The sequence below is a fragment of the Stenotrophomonas sp. GD03654 genome, assembly GCF_029845105.1.
Classification (GTDB): Bacteria; Pseudomonadota; Gammaproteobacteria; order Xanthomonadales; family Xanthomonadaceae; genus Stenotrophomonas; species Stenotrophomonas africana.
Genome location: NZ_JAOCLC010000011.1, coordinates 26,547 through 42,332 on the forward strand (window position 1 = coordinate 26,547; position 15,786 = coordinate 42,332).

The 15,786-nt window shown below is 62.4% G+C and carries 13 protein-coding genes; 7 read left to right on the forward strand and 6 right to left on the reverse strand.

Going from position 1 to position 15,786, the window contains the following annotated elements; translation table 11 throughout:
• Nucleotides 1–22: 22 nt before the first annotated feature.
• The gene (locus tag N5J73_RS06510; RefSeq protein WP_015912826.1) at nt 23–379 is read left to right on the forward strand and encodes a metalloregulator ArsR/SmtB family transcription factor; all 357 of its coding nucleotides are present in this window, start codon (nt 23–25) and stop codon (nt 377–379) included.
• 109 nt (nt 380–488) lie between these two features.
• On the opposite strand, the gene lpdA is transcribed toward N5J73_RS06510, so the two are convergent.
• The 6 genes from lpdA to N5J73_RS06540 all read right to left on the reverse strand — a co-directional run bounded on the left by lpdA (nt 489) and on the right by N5J73_RS06540 (nt 8,543).
• Nucleotides 489–1,916 carry a dihydrolipoyl dehydrogenase gene (lpdA, locus tag N5J73_RS06515; protein ID WP_015912827.1) on the reverse strand — a complete coding sequence of 476 codons (1,428 nt, stop codon included), beginning with the start codon at nt 1,914–1,916 and terminating at the stop codon, nt 489–491.
• 105 nt (nt 1,917–2,021) lie between these two features.
• The gene (locus N5J73_RS06520; protein WP_015912828.1) at nt 2,022–2,420 is read right to left on the reverse strand and encodes a hypothetical protein; all 399 of its coding nucleotides are present in this window, start codon (nt 2,418–2,420) and stop codon (nt 2,022–2,024) included.
• Nucleotides 2,421–2,473: 53 nt separating this feature from the next.
• The gene (locus N5J73_RS06525; RefSeq protein WP_012614056.1) at nt 2,474–5,620 is read right to left on the reverse strand and encodes an efflux RND transporter permease subunit; all 3,147 of its coding nucleotides are present in this window, start codon (nt 5,618–5,620) and stop codon (nt 2,474–2,476) included.
• A 13-nt stretch (nt 5,621–5,633) separates the two neighbouring features.
• Entirely contained in the window at nt 5,634–6,749 is a 1,116-nt protein-coding gene (locus tag N5J73_RS06530; protein ID WP_003821159.1) for an HlyD family efflux transporter periplasmic adaptor subunit, read from the reverse strand.
• Nucleotides 6,746–7,297 (reverse strand): hypothetical protein, encoded by a 552-nt coding sequence (locus tag N5J73_RS06535; RefSeq protein WP_015912829.1) that lies wholly within the window; start codon nt 7,295–7,297, stop codon nt 6,746–6,748. Before N5J73_RS06535 ends, N5J73_RS06530 begins: the two co-directional genes overlap by 4 nt.
• A gap of 34 nt (nt 7,298–7,331) precedes the next feature.
• Nucleotides 7,332–8,543, reverse strand: a complete 1,212-nt coding sequence (locus N5J73_RS06540) for a TolC family protein (RefSeq protein WP_223656232.1) — start codon at nt 8,541–8,543, stop codon at nt 7,332–7,334.
• Nucleotides 8,544–8,942: 399 nt separating this feature from the next.
• On the opposite strand from N5J73_RS06540, the gene N5J73_RS06545 reads away from it, so the two are divergent.
• The 6 genes from N5J73_RS06545 to N5J73_RS06570 all read left to right on the forward strand — a co-directional run bounded on the left by N5J73_RS06545 (nt 8,943) and on the right by N5J73_RS06570 (nt 15,777).
• Nucleotides 8,943–9,200 carry a metal-sensing transcriptional repressor gene (locus N5J73_RS06545; RefSeq protein WP_003821156.1) on the forward strand — a complete coding sequence of 86 codons (258 nt, stop codon included), beginning with the start codon at nt 8,943–8,945 and terminating at the stop codon, nt 9,198–9,200.
• Nucleotides 9,201–9,209: 9 nt separating this feature from the next.
• Complete coding sequence (locus N5J73_RS06550) at nt 9,210–10,520, forward strand: MFS transporter (protein ID WP_003821155.1); 1,311 nt, start codon at nt 9,210–9,212, stop codon at nt 10,518–10,520.
• A 133-nt stretch (nt 10,521–10,653) separates the two neighbouring features.
• Nucleotides 10,654–11,676: a cation diffusion facilitator family transporter gene (locus N5J73_RS06555; RefSeq protein WP_003821153.1), complete on the forward strand. Its 1,023-nt coding sequence runs from the start codon at nt 10,654–10,656 to the stop codon at nt 11,674–11,676.
• Nucleotides 11,677–11,719: 43 nt separating this feature from the next.
• Nucleotides 11,720–12,097 (forward strand): metalloregulator ArsR/SmtB family transcription factor, encoded by a 378-nt coding sequence (locus N5J73_RS06560; protein ID WP_003821152.1) that lies wholly within the window; start codon nt 11,720–11,722, stop codon nt 12,095–12,097.
• Nucleotides 12,098–12,326: 229 nt separating this feature from the next.
• Nucleotides 12,327–12,896 carry a DUF4148 domain-containing protein gene (locus tag N5J73_RS06565; protein ID WP_034018378.1) on the forward strand — a complete coding sequence of 190 codons (570 nt, stop codon included), beginning with the start codon at nt 12,327–12,329 and terminating at the stop codon, nt 12,894–12,896.
• 166 nt (nt 12,897–13,062) lie between these two features.
• Entirely contained in the window at nt 13,063–15,777 is a 2,715-nt protein-coding gene (locus N5J73_RS06570; protein ID WP_012614060.1) for a heavy metal translocating P-type ATPase, read from the forward strand.
• Nucleotides 15,778–15,786 lie beyond the last annotated feature (9 nt).

The following is a 15,786-nucleotide window of genomic DNA, read 5'->3' on the forward strand; positions in this document are numbered from 1 at the left end:
GAGGTTAGGAAATATTTTAAAAATGAATACAAGTAAGCCATTCAGTACCCCACCGAAGGGTCCCAGCGCCGATTTGGAATCGCTGTCACAGAATGACGTGACCATCTTGGCTGAGACATTCCGCCTCCTGGGTGACCCGTCCCGGCTGAGAATCATGCTGTGCTGCATGAAAGGCTCTTCCTCGGTCGGGGACATCGCTGAAACCCTCGAACTCTCGCAGTCGCTGGTGAGCCACCACCTGCGGCTGCTGCGCGGTGCTCGCCTGGTCAAGGGCGTGCGCCAAGCCAAACAGATCTTCTATGAGGTGGCGGACAAGCACGTGAACCAGGTGCTGCTGGATATGGCCACCCACATCGCGGAAGACCACAACGACGAGTAACTGTTGGGCATAGCATGCCGTTGCGGCGTGGCCTACGTTCCATGGCGATATGCGCCCCACCGCCCGCAGCTGCGTTCGGTGAGGTGGTTTGGATGCCGCTTCCGATCAATCAGAAGTTGAGCGCGCGCTTGTCCACGGCCAGCGAGGCCTCTTTGAACGTCTCGGAGAGGGTCGGATGGGCAAAGCAGATGCGGGCGATGTCTTCGCTGCTGGCCTTGAACGCCATGGCGATCACGGCCTCGGCCACCAGTTCACTGGCCTGCGGGCCGACCACATGCACGCCGAGTATCTCATCAGTGGCAGGATCGGCGATCACCTTGACGAGGCCCGGCGTGTCGCCCAGCGCACGCGCGCGGCCATTGGCCATGAACGGGAAGGAACCGATTCGATAGGCGGTGCCCTGCTCTTTGAGCTGCTGCTCGGTGCGGCCTACCCAGGCAATCTCTGGGCTGGTGTAGATGACGTTGGGGATCGTATTGAAATCGACGTGACCGTGCTGGCCGGCAATGCGCTCGGCCACTGCGACACCTTCCTCTTCCGCCTTGTGCGCCAACATCGGGCCACGCACCACGTCACCGATGGCCCAGATGCCGGGCACACTGGTGCGGCATTCATCGTCCACCAGCACGGCGCCGCGCTCATCCAGTTGGAGTCCCACGGCGGCCGGATTCAGGCCTTCGGTGTTGGGCACACGGCCGATAGCCACGATCACTTTGTCTGCCTGCAAGGACTGCGTCTGGCCCTGGCTGTCGGTGTAGTGAATAGTCACGCCAGCCTCGGTTGCATTGACTTCGCGAACCTTCGCACCTAGTTCGATCTTCAGGCCTTGCTTGTCGAACGCCTTCTTCGCCTCCTTGGCGATGGCTTGGTCGACGATTGGCAGGAAGCTGGGCAAGCCTTCGAGGATCGTGACATCCGCCCCCAGGCGGCGCCAAACGGAGCCCAGCTCCAGGCCGATCACGCCGGCACCGATGACGGCCAACCGATCGGGCACGGCCGCGATGTCCAGCGCGCCGTCGTTGGAGAGCACGACCCGCTCATCGAACGGTAGGTTGGGGAGTGGCCGCACGTTGGAGCCTGTGGCAACGATGATCTGCTTGCCCACCAAGGTAACAGCCTCATCGGCGGCGACGCTCACCTCGAAGCCACCATCGACAGTCCTGGTGAAAGACGCCAGGCCGTTGAAAAACTGGACCTTGTTTTTGCGGAACAGATAAAGGATGCCTTCGTTGCTGGACTTCACGACCTGATTCTTACGTTCCAACATCGTGGTCACATCCATGCGCAGATCACCCGTGGAGATGCCGTGCGTGCCAAAGTGGTGCTTGGCTTGTTCAAAGTTCTCTGACGACTGCAGTAGCGCTTTCGAAGGGATACAACCGATGTTGTTGCAGGTGCCGCCAGGTGCTGGCTTTCCGTCCTTGTTCTTCCAGGCATCTACACAAGCGACCTTCATGCCTAATTGGGCAGCGCGAATGGCCGCGATGTATCCGCCTGGGCCGGCACCGATAACAATGACGTCGAAATGCATTTCCATGATTTACATCTCCAAAGTTTTTGAGGAAATAGTGAGCGCCTATGTCGCGCCTTTTGTCAGGTGGTCGCCAGATTACAGCTCGTTCCCTGACGATCACGTTGAACACTACGGCAGAACGAACCGGGCGCTCGCGGTATTGCCCCCACGTTCGACTTGGACGACGGCCTTCGTGCCCTTGGCTGCGGCGAAGGTCCCGCTGCCTTCGAGGCGGCTTCCGTCCGCGGCAGGCGTGAGTTGCACCTCCTGCTTTTGTGAGCCGGTCAACAGTGTGAGCTTGGCTTTGGTGTTGCTTACATTGACCTGCTTGCCGTGGTCGCGCAGGTAGAGTTGCGCTGCTGCGGGCTGAACGACCAACTCGTAGTCCACGTCCCGGACTTCGGTCACGACGCCACCATGCAGCGGCTTGTGGTCATGCGCGTGGTCATGGTCGCCTGCGGCGAAGGCGGTGACGGATGCCAGGGCGAGGGCGGTGCCGGCCGTGAGGGAACGAAATCGAACAGACATGAAAGCTCCTATAGGGTTACGGTGGTTGAAATCGGGTGACAGAAGGCGTTGCATCAGAATGCCTCCGCGTCGCGGTCGTCCAGCAGGCGTTCGGCAGGCTTGCGGCCGAACAGCCAGAACATGGCGGGTGTAAGGAAGGTGTCTAGCAGCGTGGAGCTGACCAGCCCCGAGAAGATCACCACCGCGACGGGGTGCAGGATCTCAGTACCGGGTCGGGACGCCTCGAACAGCAGCGGGGCCAGCGCGAAGGCCGTGACCAGCGCGGTCATCAGAACCGGGGAAAGCCGTTCGAGCGAGCCACGCACGATCATCTTCTGGTCGAAGTCCTCGCCCTCCATGCGCATGAGGTTGAGGTAGTGGCTCACCTTCAGGATGCCGTTGCGCACAGAAATACCCGCGAGCGTGATGAAGCCGACCAGGGCGGCCACGGACAACGGCTGGCCAGACAGCCACAGCCCCAACACGGCGCCGACCAGGGCCAATGGAATGTTCACCATGATGAGCGCTGATAGGACGACCGACTTGTAGCGCGTGTACAACACCACGAACATGAGCGTCAGGGAGACGATGGACAGCAGGCCCACCAGTCGCGAGGCTTCCTCTTGTGCCTGGAACTGGCCGCCCAGCGTGATGAAGTAGCCTTCGGGCAAGCGCACTTCTTGGACGACGCTGCGTATGTCGGCCACTACTTCGGACAGCGGCCGTCCCTGAGCGTTGGCCGACAAAACTATGCGTCGACGGCCATCGTCGCGGCTGACCTGGTTGGGGCCGTCGCTGTCTTCGATGGTGGCAAGGCGCGACAACGGGACCCGACCCATGGGCGTGTCGATGAGGATGCGGCTCAAGCCCTCAATCGACCGCGCCTGCTCGGGCAGGCGAACCACCAGCGCGAAGCGGCGGTTGCCCTCGATGACCTCGGTGATCTTTTCGCCTTCGACCAGGCTTTGCAGCGTGGACAGAATTTGCGGTGCGGCCACGCCGTAGCGTCCCGCCGCCGCATAATCCACGCGGATTTTGATCTGCGGCGCTAGGACCTGCTTTTCGATCTCCAGGTCAGCAAGCCCCGGAATTCCGGCCAGCTTGGCGCGCAGCAGATCCGCCTGCCCGCGCAGGACGTCCAGGTCCTCGCCGAACACCTTGATGGCGATCTGCGAGCGCACCCCCGACAACATGTGGTCGATGCGGTGCGAGATCGGCTGGCCAATGCCGATGGAGCCGGGCAAGTGAGCCAGACGCGAACGGATGTCGGCGGTGATCTCCTCCATGGAGCGCTTTAGCTCCGAGGCGGGCAGCAGGCCCACGTCCAGCTCGCTGACATGCACGCCTTCGGCATGCTCGTCCAGCTCGGCCCGTCCGCTGCGCCGGCCCACGTGCTGCACCTCTGGCACCTGCGCGACCAGCAGCTCGGCTTGCTGGGCAAGCGCCGAAGATTCGGCCAGCGTCACACCGGGATTCAGGCGCAGGCCCACCAGCAACGTTCCTTCATTGAACGGGGGCAGGAACGTGGTCGGGAAGAATGGCACCGCGGCGACAGCCAGTGTGACAGCCACAGCGGCCATGCCAAGGGCGGCACGCGGCCGCTGCAAGACCCGCTGCAGGCCGCCCTGATAGCGCGTCTTCAACCAGGCTAGAAGCCGAGTGTCGCCATGGTCCAGCGTCCTCATCTTGGGCAGCAGGTAGTACGAAAGCACCGGAGTGACCGTCACAGAGACCAGCAGCGAGGCCAGCGTGGAGACGATGAAGGCGATGCCCAGCGGCACGAACAAGCGCCCCTCCATCCCCGGCAGCGCGAACAGGGGCAGGAACACCAGCACAATGATCATCGTGGCGTAGAGAATCGCCGAGCGAACCTCCATCGAGGCCCTGGCAACGATGACCAGGGGCGTCAGCCGGTTCTCAGGGTGGCGGGTGCGGTCCTCCTTGAGCCGCCGCATGATGTTCTCCACATCGACCACAGCATCGTCCACGAGACCGCCGATGGCGATCGCCAGCCCACCGAGCGTCATGGTGTTGATTGATAGGCCGAAATAGTGGAACACCAGCCCGGTCACGAAGATCGAGGCAGGAATCGCGGTCAACGCGATCACCAGGGGGCGCAAAGTGCCCAGGAAGAAGAACAGGATCACCGCCACGAAGACCGATGCGCCGATGAGCTTGCCTTGCAGCGTGCTGATGGACGCCTCGATGAAGTTGGCTTGTCGGAAGGTCACCTGTGGCTCGGCCATGCCAGCCGGCAGTGAGCCCTTCATGTCCGCCAACGCTGACTCGATCGAGCGGGTCAGTGCAATCGTATCGGCCGTGGGCTGCTTTTGGATGCCCAGGATCACGGCTGGCAGGCCCTCGAAGCCCGCATCGCCGCGCTTGATGGCTGGCGCAAACTGAACATCGGCGACCTGGTGGAGCAGGATGGGTTGGCCCGCACGCACCGCGAGAGGCAGGTTACGCAGGTCGTCGAGTCGGGACGTGCGGCCCAGGTTGCGGATCAGGTACTCGCGGCCATTGATCTCCAGGAAGCCGCCGGAAGTGTTCGCGGAGAAGCCCTTGAGAGCCGCATCCAGATCGGACGCAGTCACGCCCAGCTCTGACATTCGCGTGGTGTTGGGCTGGACCTGGAACTGACGGACCTCGCCTCCGATCGGGATGACTTGGGCAACACCAGGTATGGCCATCAGCCGGGGGCGTAGCACCCAGTCCGCGTACTCGCGAGTGTCCATGGCCGACAGCGGCGGGGCTGCGTTCTTCTGCCCTGAGGGCTTGGCACCGATGGGGATTGCAATCTGCATGATCTCGCCCATCACTGAGCTGATTGGCCCCATAGTGGGCGTCACGCCCGGGGCTAGCCCTTCCTCCATGGACGTCAGGCGTTCGGAGACCATCTGGCGCGCCCGGAAGATGTCGGTCTTCCAGTCAAATGTCACGTAGATGAAGGAAAGCCCGGCGCTGGAGACCGAGCGCACGCTTTCGACGCTGGGCAGGCCGTTCATGGCCGTTTCGAGCGGGAACGTGATGAGTTGCTCGACTTCTTCGGCAGCCATGCCGCCAGCCTCCGTCATGAGAGTGACGGTCGGCTTGTTGAGATCGGGAAAGACATCTACCGGCGTGCGCGTCAGGGTGAACGCGCCATACGCCATCAGCACCAGCGCCCCGATGATGACCAGGAGCCGGTTTCGTAAGCTATTTTCGAGAAGCCACTTGAACATGGAATGGTGCCCCTCAACGAACTTGATTGATCAGGGACGCGCCCTCGACAACCACGCGGTCGCCGTCCGCCAGGCCCGAAGTGACAGCGATGGATGCACCATCCAAAGGAGTGATGTTCACGACACGCGGCTCGAAGCGCTCGGCCTGGTCTTTGACCCAGACGATGTTCTGGTTGGCAGGGTTCTTCATCAGCGCACCGGAAGGCACGCGGTAGCCAGGTACCGTCGTCGCCTCTTGCACGAAGACCACCACCGGCATACCGACCGCCAAGCGCGAGAGGCTTTCGCTGGTGCCCTTGAACAGCATGGGCAGGGCCTGCTCGCGCAGGCTGCTGGCGGCACCGACGAAGCTCAGCGGCACCTTCTGACCGCCTACTGCGAGTGCAGCACCGGCCAGGTTCTGTGCCATTGCCGGATCGTAGGCAAGCGCCTCGATGCGCAGTTGGGTCGGATCGACCACCTCAAACACCAGTTCGCGCGCATCCACGACCTGCCCGGCAACTGCGGGGCTGGATGCGATGACGCCGCTGACTGGGGCCTTCAGTACGTCCCTGCCGGCGAGGCCCCCGCTCAAGGCGCGGGCGCGTTCGGTCAGGCTGTTCACTTCGCTTTCGGCTGCTTCGATCTCCTTGCGGGGCACGGTCTCCGACAGCTCGCGCAGCCGGGCCAAGCGCTTCTGCGCGAGCGCTTGGCCCGCACGCAGCTCGGCAACCTGGGCCATCTGGCCTGAGCGCTCCAGCACACCGCTGGCCGGTTCGATGTAAGCCAGCACCTGGCCCTTGCGCACGGATTGGCCGATCTGCGGCAGACCATCCGGCCCGGGCACCAGCCGGCCCATTACCATTGCCTGGACCTTGCCGCCTGTCGTCGGGTCCATGATTACTTTGCCAGCCAGTTCATGGCTGCGGGCCAAGGGCTCCTGCTTGATCAGCTGGGTGCGTACACCGATCTGACGTTGCGACGGTTTCGGAAGAAACACGCTGCCATCAGGCTGGCGCTGGGGGCCATTGGAAGACGCAGCCGGCGCTTCGTCGCCGTGGTCATGGCCGTCGTGAGCGAACGCGGGAGCAGCCAGAGCCAATGCAGCCGCCATGGCCGTCGTCATTAGGAAACGGAAGTTGCGCTTCATGCTGCACCTCGCAGTGCACCGTTGGTGCGTGTACGTCTGCGCAGCGCCCACGCTAGGACACCGACGCCGAGGACTGCGGCACCGCCACCTAGTACGACCACACGGCCGGATGCGACGGCATGCTCGTGTTCGGCGTCTTCGCTATGAACATCGAGAACGCCCGTCAACAGGTCCGATTGGCCCTGCGCAGTAATAGTGGCCATGATTGAGGTCTCGCCATCGGATAGCGGCTCAGTCAGATCGGCCTCGAACTCTCCAACCCCGTGTGAGCTGACCTTTACCTGTTGACCACCCAGCTCGAGGGTCAGCTCGCCATCGGTCACCGGCCGGTTGTCGGCAGCATGGTCGAGGTAGAGTGTGAGACGCTGGCCGTTCAGCACACCCACCAGTTCGAAGTCATCGGAAACTGCGGCAAAGCGCGGAAGCGCGGCCGCTGCGGGGGCAGGAGCGGCTTCGCCATGGTCATGGCCGTCGCCGGCCCACGTTGCGCTACTGCCAAGCAGGAGGCTGGACAAGGCAGCTGCACGCCAGAAAGAGGATTGCGACATTTCTAAGGTTCCAGGATGGTTGAGCGCGCGCCGATCAGCGCGTGCCGGAGATGTCAGTGAAAGTCTCGGTCGGCTGCGGCAGCGTGCCTTGTGCCTGCAACAGGGACGAGATGGCCGCGGCATGCTCCACCTTGGCGAGCAGCGCCGCGCGCTCGGCCTCGGTGGCCTCCTGCTCGATGCGAAGGCGTGTCGGCATGTCCGTCTCGCCCATCGCGAACGACTTTTGGTAGAAGGTGCGCGTTTGTTGGGCTAGTCGCTGGCGCTCCGAAGCGGCCTGCATCTGGGTGCTGGTTGCCAGTTCGCGCGATTGGGCAGTTCGAATTTCCGAGAGTAGCCGGGTGCGCTGGGCCGCGAGTGCCGACTCAGCCTCCAGTGCCTGCGCATTGGCGCTGGACAATTGCTCGGTATGACGGCTACCCGTACCGAAGGGAATGCGCACACCCACCGTGATCGTCTGGTTGTAGCGTTCGCCGTAGCCGCCCCGATCCCGCGTGGTCGCCAGGGTCAGTTCGGGGTTGGCGTACTTCTGATGGGACACCAGTTCCGCAGAGCGGCGGGCCGCCAGCGCCTTGTGCTGCAGTTCCAGCAGCGCAGGGTGGTTACCCAACAACGCGCCGGACGGCTGTGCCGATGCCGGTTGAACTCGGACACCTGACTGCTCCGGCTGCGCGGAATCGGCCTGCGACGGGATACTCTCGATGCCGGTCAGTGCCAACAACGCCTCGCGCTGCGTGATTTCTTCGGCCTGAGCAATGGCCAGGGCACTACGAGCCGACGCCAAGGCGCCATCGGCCTGGTTTCTGTCGGCTTGCGCCAGGTCGCCCGCGCGAACTCGGCGAGCCACATCTTGCGCCAACTCGTCCGCGCTGCGGGTGCGATCCTGCGCCGCCACCAATTCGGCCTGGGCACGCTGCCATGCCCACCATGCCTGGCGAACCTGTCCGGCCGTGCGTAGCTTGGCGGCCAGCATCCGGCTGGATAGCGCGAGGCTTTCCGCGTCCGCCCAGCGTGCCGACGAGGCGCGCTCACCAGGCATCCAAAGGGGAATAGCCACCCCGACTTCATATTCGCGCTGTCCGTTGCGGTTGTTGAACCGATCAGTTTTGGTGGAGGCTTCCAGCGCCATCGGACCTGCCACCCAACTGCCGGCCGTCTCTTGGCGTGCTTGGGCGGCCTGCTGCCAGGCGCCTTCTCCAGCGGCTTCTGGCTGCCGCTGCCAAGCTGACTCCCACAATTGGGCGACCATGTGGCTGTCTGGTCTGGATGGGACGTGAGGGGCGGCTACTGGCTGGGCTAGCACGGTGCCGGCCCAAAGCGTGGATACCGCCCATATCCATCCCTTGCGTATGTCTTTGCGAAGCATTCAATTCTCCATCGGTGTTGCATCAGTACTTACCCCCGGCTGGGTGTTCTCTTTCCGAGCAAGTGCTTGTCGTTGAAAAGCCACTGTTCACTGGCTTAGATATGAACAATTGTATATCTATTCATATGAATGGGAAAGAAAACCTTACATCCTTTGAGCACCAATCGCCTTAGAGAGGGCGTCGGGCGCAAGACATCGAGAGGCGAGGTGGGGCTAATCCACTGCGCAAACAGCTATGCAGACTCCTTGAGCATATCCCCCGGGGGGGGATATGATTGCTGCATGAAAGAGATGCACAAGCACACCAGCCACCCAGATCTCGTGAAACGGCTCAAGCGCGCCGAGGGTCATCTGCGACACGTCATCGGGATGATCGAAGGAGAAGAAACCTGCCTGGACATCGCTCGCCAGCTCGCTGCGGTGGAGAGCGCCGTCACAGCGGCCAAGCGCGTCCTGATCCATGACCACATCGACCACTGCCTATCTCATGATGAGGACTCCGTTCTAGCCGAAATGAAGGCGCTAACCAGACTGCTCTGAGGTCTCTCGATGCTCTCCGTCCTAAAGAACCGCACCTACCGCCACCTGTTCACCGCGCAGGTGATCGCACTCGTCGGCACAGGCCTGATGACGGTAGCGCTCGGCCTACTTGCCTACGAGCTGGCCGGGGCCGATGCAGGTGCGGTGCTCGGGTCGGCGCTGGCTATCAAGATGCTGGCCTATGTGGGAGTCGCTCCAGTCGCACAGGCCTTCGCCGACCAGTTCCCGCGACGGTCATTGCTCGTAGCGCTGGACCTGGTACGAGCGGTTGTCGCGATCTGTTTGCCCTTTGTCACCGAGGTCTGGCAGATCTATCTGCTGATCTTTGTCCTGCAAGCGGCATCCGCCGGCTTCACGCCGACTTTCCAAGCCACTATCCCGGACATCCTTCCCGATGAAGAGGACTACACGAAGGCGCTGTCGCTGTCCCGGCTGGCCTATGACCTGGAAAGCCTGATTTCCCCGATGCTGGCTGCTGCGCTGCTGACCGTCATCAGCTTTCACAACCTGTTCGCGGGAACAGTGCTCGGTTTCCTCGTTTCAGCCGCGCTCGTGGTCAGCGTGCGGTTGCCCACAACTATTCCCGGACCGCGCCGCGGCATTTGGGATCGCACGACCCGCGGCACACGCATCTATCTCGCTACGCCACGCCTGCGGGGCCTGCTGGCGATCAGCTTGGCCGTCTCGGCGGCGGGCGCCATGGTGATCGTGAACACGGTGGTTCTCGTGAAGGCGCGCTTTGGCCTAGGCGAGGTCGAAGTGGCGTCGGCACTGGCGGCATTCGGAGGCGGTTCGATGGTGGCAGCCTTCGTTCTGCCATCCTTACTGGAAAAGGTGGCCGACCGAACCGCGATGCTCACCGGCGCTACCGTACTGGTCGTGGGCACGGGGATCGGCGCACTGCTGCCGAGCTATGCATTGTTGCTGCCGCTGTGGTTGATCATCGGCTTTGGCTACAGCGTGGCGCAAACGCCATCCGGCCGTCTTCTGCGCCGCTCGGCCCATGCCGAGGACCGTCCTGCGATCTTCGCGGCACACTTCGCGCTGTCGCACGCCTGTTGGCTCATCTGCTACCCACTTGCCGGCCGCTTCGGCGCGGTCATGGGCTTGCCATCGACCTTCATTGTCATGTCCCTGGTCGGCTTGGCCGGCGTGGCGCTGACGCTCTGGCTGTGGCCGGCCAGCGACCCTTCTGACGTGGCGCATGACCACCCCAGCTTGCCGCCGGATCACCCTCATTTACGCACACACGCAGACCAAGGCAGGCACCATCACCAGCTGATTCTGGATGACCTGCACCGTATCTGGCCGAAAGGATAGGCACATTTTCTCGTTGCGGCATCACAACGCATGGCTTCGGAGGCTGAGAAGGGTGAGCGAAAATATATCACATGAACACATATTCATGTGTTATATTTCGCCATAGTCAAACACTCAACCAGCAGAGGCGCCCATGTCCCAATCCAATGCACATGACCATGGTCACGACCATGATCACGACCACACCCCCACAGTGACGAGCGCCAACGAGCGCAAGGTTCTGGTTTCCTTCTTCCTGATCTTCGGCTTCATGCTCGTGGAAGCTGTCGGCGGCGTGCTGTCGGGCTCGCTAGCCCTACTTGCCGATGCTGGCCACATGCTGACCGACGCCGTGGCACTTGCCCTGGCTTACGCTGCCTTCCGATTCGGTCGCCGCGCAGCCGACAGCAAACGCACATTCGGTTACCTGCGCTTCGAGGTCATCGCCGGCTTCCTGAACGCCGTGACCCTGTTCGCGATCGTCGCATGGATCGCCTACGAGGCGTGGGAGCGGCTGCAGGCGCCGCCCGTCATCCTCGCCGGCCCGATGATGATCGTCGCCGTGCTCGGCTTACTGATCAACGTCCTCGTGCTGTGGATCATGACCCGCGGCGAAACCGATCACGTCAATGTGAAAGGTGCCATCCTCCACGTGATGGGTGACCTGCTCGGCTCTGTCGGCGCCATCGTTGCAGCGATCGTCATCTACTTCACCGGCTGGACTCCGATCGACCCCATCCTGTCGGTTCTAGTAGCGGCGTTGATTCTGCGCAGCGCCTGGAAGCTCCTGGCCAAGTCGATCCATATCCTGTTGGAGGGTGCGCCAGAGGACGCTTCGCCGGAAAAGGTGGAACAAGGCCTGATGAGCACTGTGCCCGGCCTGGCGGCTGTCAGCCATGTTCACGTGTGGCAACTCACTTCCGGTCGCACGATGGCCACGCTACACGTTCGACCCAACGTGGACGAGGAGGCGCGAGCTGTGGTCAAGCGCGTCGAGGCGGTGCTGCGAGAGCAGTTCAGCATCGAACACGCCACAGTCGGAATCGACTGGAACTCGGAGGCTGACGAGAACATCTGCAGCCTGCAACCCACGACAGGCCGTCAGGACCACAGCGGCCACGACCACAGTGAGCACAATCATGACCATGACCACTCCGCTCCCGGTCACAAGCATTGAGGCCGTGCTAGACGGTTCGCAGTTCACTTGAGGGTTTGAATCCATGACATCCCGCAAAACCACCAGCGCCGCTATTGTGCAATGTTCGACCTCTAACCACGGCACGACCACTGATGTCCTCGCACTATCGCAAAGTGACGTCGCTGTTCTGGCAGAGACCTTCCGCCTGCTGGGCGACCAATCGCGATTGAAAATCCTGTTGCAGTGCATGCGCGGATCGGTCGCAGTGGGCGACATTGCTGGCTCGCTAGACCTGTCGCAGTCCTTGGTCAGCCATCACCTGCGCCTGTTGCGCGGCGCGCGCCTCGTGCGCGGCGAGCGCCAAGCCAAGCACATCTTCTACGGCATTGCCGACCAGCACGTCAGCCAGGTACTCCAGGACATGGCGGTTCACATTTCGGAGGACAGACACGACGATTGACTGAACATGTGAGTGCGCGCCGGCCTACGCCTTCAAGGGGTAGGCTTTTTTTGGCTATTAATCTAGAGAGACACCGGCGCGCCTTGCTGAATGCCTAGAAGACCCCAAGCAAAAAGCACTCTAAAAATAAACACTTGAACATATCTTCATGTGTGTTATTATTTGTCTACGGGGTATCCGAAAGGCGTAAGGACCACGCCATTATTTTTAACGTCAAGGAGTATTGACCATGTCCAAGAAAATTCGCTTTGCTGTTCTGCTTTCCGCACTTTTTGCTGCTGGAGTAAACGCTCAACCGTTCGCCGCAGATATGACACGGCAACAGGTCCAGGAGGATCTGGCTGCTTGGAGGCAATCTGGGTTGGAAGCGTTGTCTCGCGGCGAAAGCGGCCCGGATACGTTCAGCCCTCAATACCAGGCTGCCTTTCAGCGCTACTTGCAATTGACCCAAGGTGATATGTATCAGGCGCCCTCAGCAGGAAAGACTCGTGCTGAAGTGATGGCTGATTTGGAACTGTGGAAAATCTCCGGCATGCACGCGTTCACCTCGCGCGGAATCACCACCGCTTCGCACACCCAAGCCTACCAACAAGCCTACGAGAGCTATCTCCAGCTCAAGCTGGTTGCGGCTTACAAGGCTCCGGTGGCATTGACTCGTGCTCAAGTAAAGAGTGATTTGGCAGATTGGCAGGTTGCGGGAATGGCTGGATTCTGGGCTGGTGAGCAGACGCCTGATACCTATAGTGATGCCTACCGCACCGCATTTGAAACCTACCAGATGCTGCGCAACAAAAAATGACTTAATGGCAGCTGCATAAAGCAGCGGTCGGATGGTTCAGCCAGAAAGAGATTCTTTCTTTTTTTTGAATAAACATACAAACAAGTGTTCATTTGTTTGCATAACATTCCGATCGCTGATTTGTGCGTCCTGCCACGGCGATTACTCAGAGAACCAGGAGATTGATATGTCTTTGGAAACATTGGACGGCACAGGAGCGCAGGACGAACAACTGGGCTTTCGGGTCGAAGGTATGGATTGCGCCAGTTGCGTCGGCAAGATTGAAACAGCGCTTGGTCGAATTGATGGCGTATCAAATGTACAGGTTAATTTTACAAATGAGACGCTGACGTTGACGCGCAGCACAAGTAGCCGAAATACTGCACGCGACATTGCCAAGAAAATCCGGTCCCTGGGCTTCGACGTGCAGGCACTGCCCGCGTCCGAAATGTCCGCAGCACCTGCACCGTGCCATGCGGCCCACGCGCATGACCACGCCGGCTGCGGCGGCCACCATGACCATGGGCATGCCCACGACCACGGGCACGATCATTCGCACGGCAAAGCGTGCGGTGATGACCATGGGCATGGCCATGCTCACGGCCATGCCCATGCCCATGACCACGGTCACGATCACGGGGCCTGCAGCGGGCATGACCATGCGCCGGCCTCTGCCTCCCGTGGAGCACCCAGCACGCCCCCCAACGTGTCCATGCGCGTCGAGGGCATGGACTGCGCCAGTTGCGTCGGCAAGATCGAAACGGCGCTCGCTCGCATGGATGGCGTGTCCGATGCCCGCATAAACTTCACCGCAGAAACGCTGGAATTGACGCTCGCGTCTGGCGGCCCCACGCAGCTCGGCCACATCGAGAAGACCATCAAGAGCCTGGGCTTCGGCGTCTCCGACGTGCGCCGCCATGATGGCTCAGCACCCGCGGCCCCAGCAGCAGCATCGACGGCGCGCCATCAGCGCTGGTGGCAGACGAAGAAAGGCAAGCACGTGCTGGGCCTGGGCGGCCTGATGGGCTCGGCCTACGCGATCGCGCAGTTCGTTCCTGGCTACGCTGAATGGATCTTCGCCGCTGCGGTGATCGCGGGCGTGCTGCCGTTCGCTCGCAAAGCCTTCGCGCTGGCTGTGTCAGGCTCGCCGTTCTCTATCGAAACGCTGATGGTCGTCGCCTCGCTGGGCGCGCTCGTGATAGGCGAGGCCGAGGAAGCTGCTGCCGTGGTGTTCCTGTTCGCGATCGGCGAGCTGCTGGAAAGCGTGGCCGCCGGCCGCGCGCGCGCCGGCATCAAGGCGCTGGCCTCCCTGGTGCCTAAGACGGCGGTACTGCTCGATGCCGCGGGCGGGCAGCGCGAAGTGCCCGCCGCTTCCCTGCGCGTGAGCGACCGCGTGCTGGTGCGCCCTGGTGACCGGGTGCCTGCGGACGGCAAGATCCTCCGCGGTGAAAGCAGCCTGGACGAGTCGCCTATCACCGGCGAGTCCGTACCGCGTCAAAAGGCTATCGGTGCCGACGTGTTCGCCGGCTCCATCAACGTCGATGGCGTGCTCGAAGTACAAGTCGAGAAGACGGCATCGGACAACACCATTTCTCGCATCATCCAACTGGTGGAGCAGGCGCAGTCCTCCAAGGCGCCCACGGCTCGCTTCATCGAAAAGTTCAGCCGCTACTACACCCCTGCCGTCATGGCCATCGCGGCGTTGATCGTGGTGGTTCCGCCACTTGCCATGGGTGGCGACTGGGGTACCTGGCTGTACCGCGGCCTCGCACTGCTGTTGATTGCCTGCCCATGTGCGCTGGTGCTCTCCACACCGGCGGCCATCGCCTCGGGCCTTGCGGTGGCCACGCGACGGGGCCTGCTGATCAAGGGTGGCAACGCGTTGGAAACCATCGGCCGCGTGCGCGCCATTGCCTTCGACAAGACTGGCACGCTGACCGAGGGCAAGCCGCGCATCACCGAGGTCCTGCCCTTCGGGCTGTTCAAGCATCAACAGGTCCTTGCGCTTGCCGCCGCTGTCGAGTCCGGCTCAAACCATCCCTTGGCGAAGGCCATTGTCGCCCATGCCAAGAGCCTGGACGTGGCGATTCCCCAGGCCACGGGCGCATCGGCCATTGCCGGCAAGGCGGTGCGCGCCACCGTGAACGGCAGTGCGCTCGCTGTCGGATCGCCCGCCCATGCGGAACAGACGGCCACGCTGACAGCCGCGCACCGCAGGGAAATCGACAAGCTGGAGGATGGCGGCAAGACCGTGGTGGTCCTGTTCGACGAAGCCAGCAAGAACGTTCTGGGCCTGCTGGCCCTGCGCGACGAGCCCCGCCGCGACGCGCGCGAAGGCGTGGCCCAGCTCAACGCCATGGGCGTGCGCTCGGTCATGCTGACCGGCGACAACCGCCGCACCGCGCAGGCGATCGCCGGCAAGCTGGGCATCGAGTGGGAGGCCGAGCTGCTGCCGCAGGACAAGCTGCGCTTGGTCAACGAGATGAAGCGTGATGCCAAGGTGGCGATGGTCGGCGACGGCATCAACGACGCGCCGGCCCTGGCGACCGCCGACGTGGGTATCGCCATGGGCGGCGGCACGGACGTGGCGCTGGAAACCGCCGATGCCGCGCTGCTCAAGAGCCGCGTCACGGACGTGGCCCACCTGGTGGCCCTGTCGCGGGCGACGATGGCCAACATTCACCAAAACGTCGTATTCGCCATTGGCCTCAAGGGCTTGTTCCTGGTCACCACCGTGTTGGGTATCACCGGCTTGTGGGTTGCCGTGCTGGCCGACACCGGCGCCACGGCCCTGGTCACGCTGAACGCACTGCGCCTGCTGCGCTTCAAGGGCGCGCCGGAGGCCAACCACGGCGACGACGCCGGGCGTCCCACCACCTTGTCCGTGCCGTCTGCCCGCTGAGGCAACAAG

Bases quoted from the DNA above. Each gene is read 5' to 3' on its own strand.
- N5J73_RS06510 (WP_015912826.1), top strand. From the start codon at position 23: ATGAATACAAGTAAGCCATTCAGTACCCCACCGAAGGGTCCCAGCGCC.
- lpdA (WP_015912827.1), bottom strand. From the start codon at position 1,916: ATGGAAATGCATTTCGACGTCATTGTTATCGGTGCCGGCCCAGGCGGA.
- N5J73_RS06520 (WP_015912828.1), bottom strand. From the start codon at position 2,420: ATGTCTGTTCGATTTCGTTCCCTCACGGCCGGCACCGCCCTCGCCCTG.
- N5J73_RS06525 (WP_012614056.1), bottom strand. From the start codon at position 5,620: ATGTTCAAGTGGCTTCTCGAAAATAGCTTACGAAACCGGCTCCTGGTC.
- N5J73_RS06530 (WP_003821159.1), bottom strand. From the start codon at position 6,749: ATGAAGCGCAACTTCCGTTTCCTAATGACGACGGCCATGGCGGCTGCA.
- N5J73_RS06535 (WP_015912829.1), bottom strand. From the start codon at position 7,297: ATGTCGCAATCCTCTTTCTGGCGTGCAGCTGCCTTGTCCAGCCTCCTG.
- N5J73_RS06540 (WP_223656232.1), bottom strand. From the start codon at position 8,543: ATGGTCGCCCAATTGTGGGAGTCAGCTTGGCAGCGGCAGCCAGAAGCC.
- N5J73_RS06545 (WP_003821156.1), top strand. From the start codon at position 8,943: ATGAAAGAGATGCACAAGCACACCAGCCACCCAGATCTCGTGAAACGG.
- N5J73_RS06550 (WP_003821155.1), top strand. From the start codon at position 9,210: ATGCTCTCCGTCCTAAAGAACCGCACCTACCGCCACCTGTTCACCGCG.
- N5J73_RS06555 (WP_003821153.1), top strand. From the start codon at position 10,654: ATGTCCCAATCCAATGCACATGACCATGGTCACGACCATGATCACGAC.
- N5J73_RS06560 (WP_003821152.1), top strand. From the start codon at position 11,720: ATGACATCCCGCAAAACCACCAGCGCCGCTATTGTGCAATGTTCGACC.
- N5J73_RS06565 (WP_034018378.1), top strand. From the start codon at position 12,327: ATGTCCAAGAAAATTCGCTTTGCTGTTCTGCTTTCCGCACTTTTTGCT.
- N5J73_RS06570 (WP_012614060.1), top strand. From the start codon at position 13,063: ATGTCTTTGGAAACATTGGACGGCACAGGAGCGCAGGACGAACAACTG.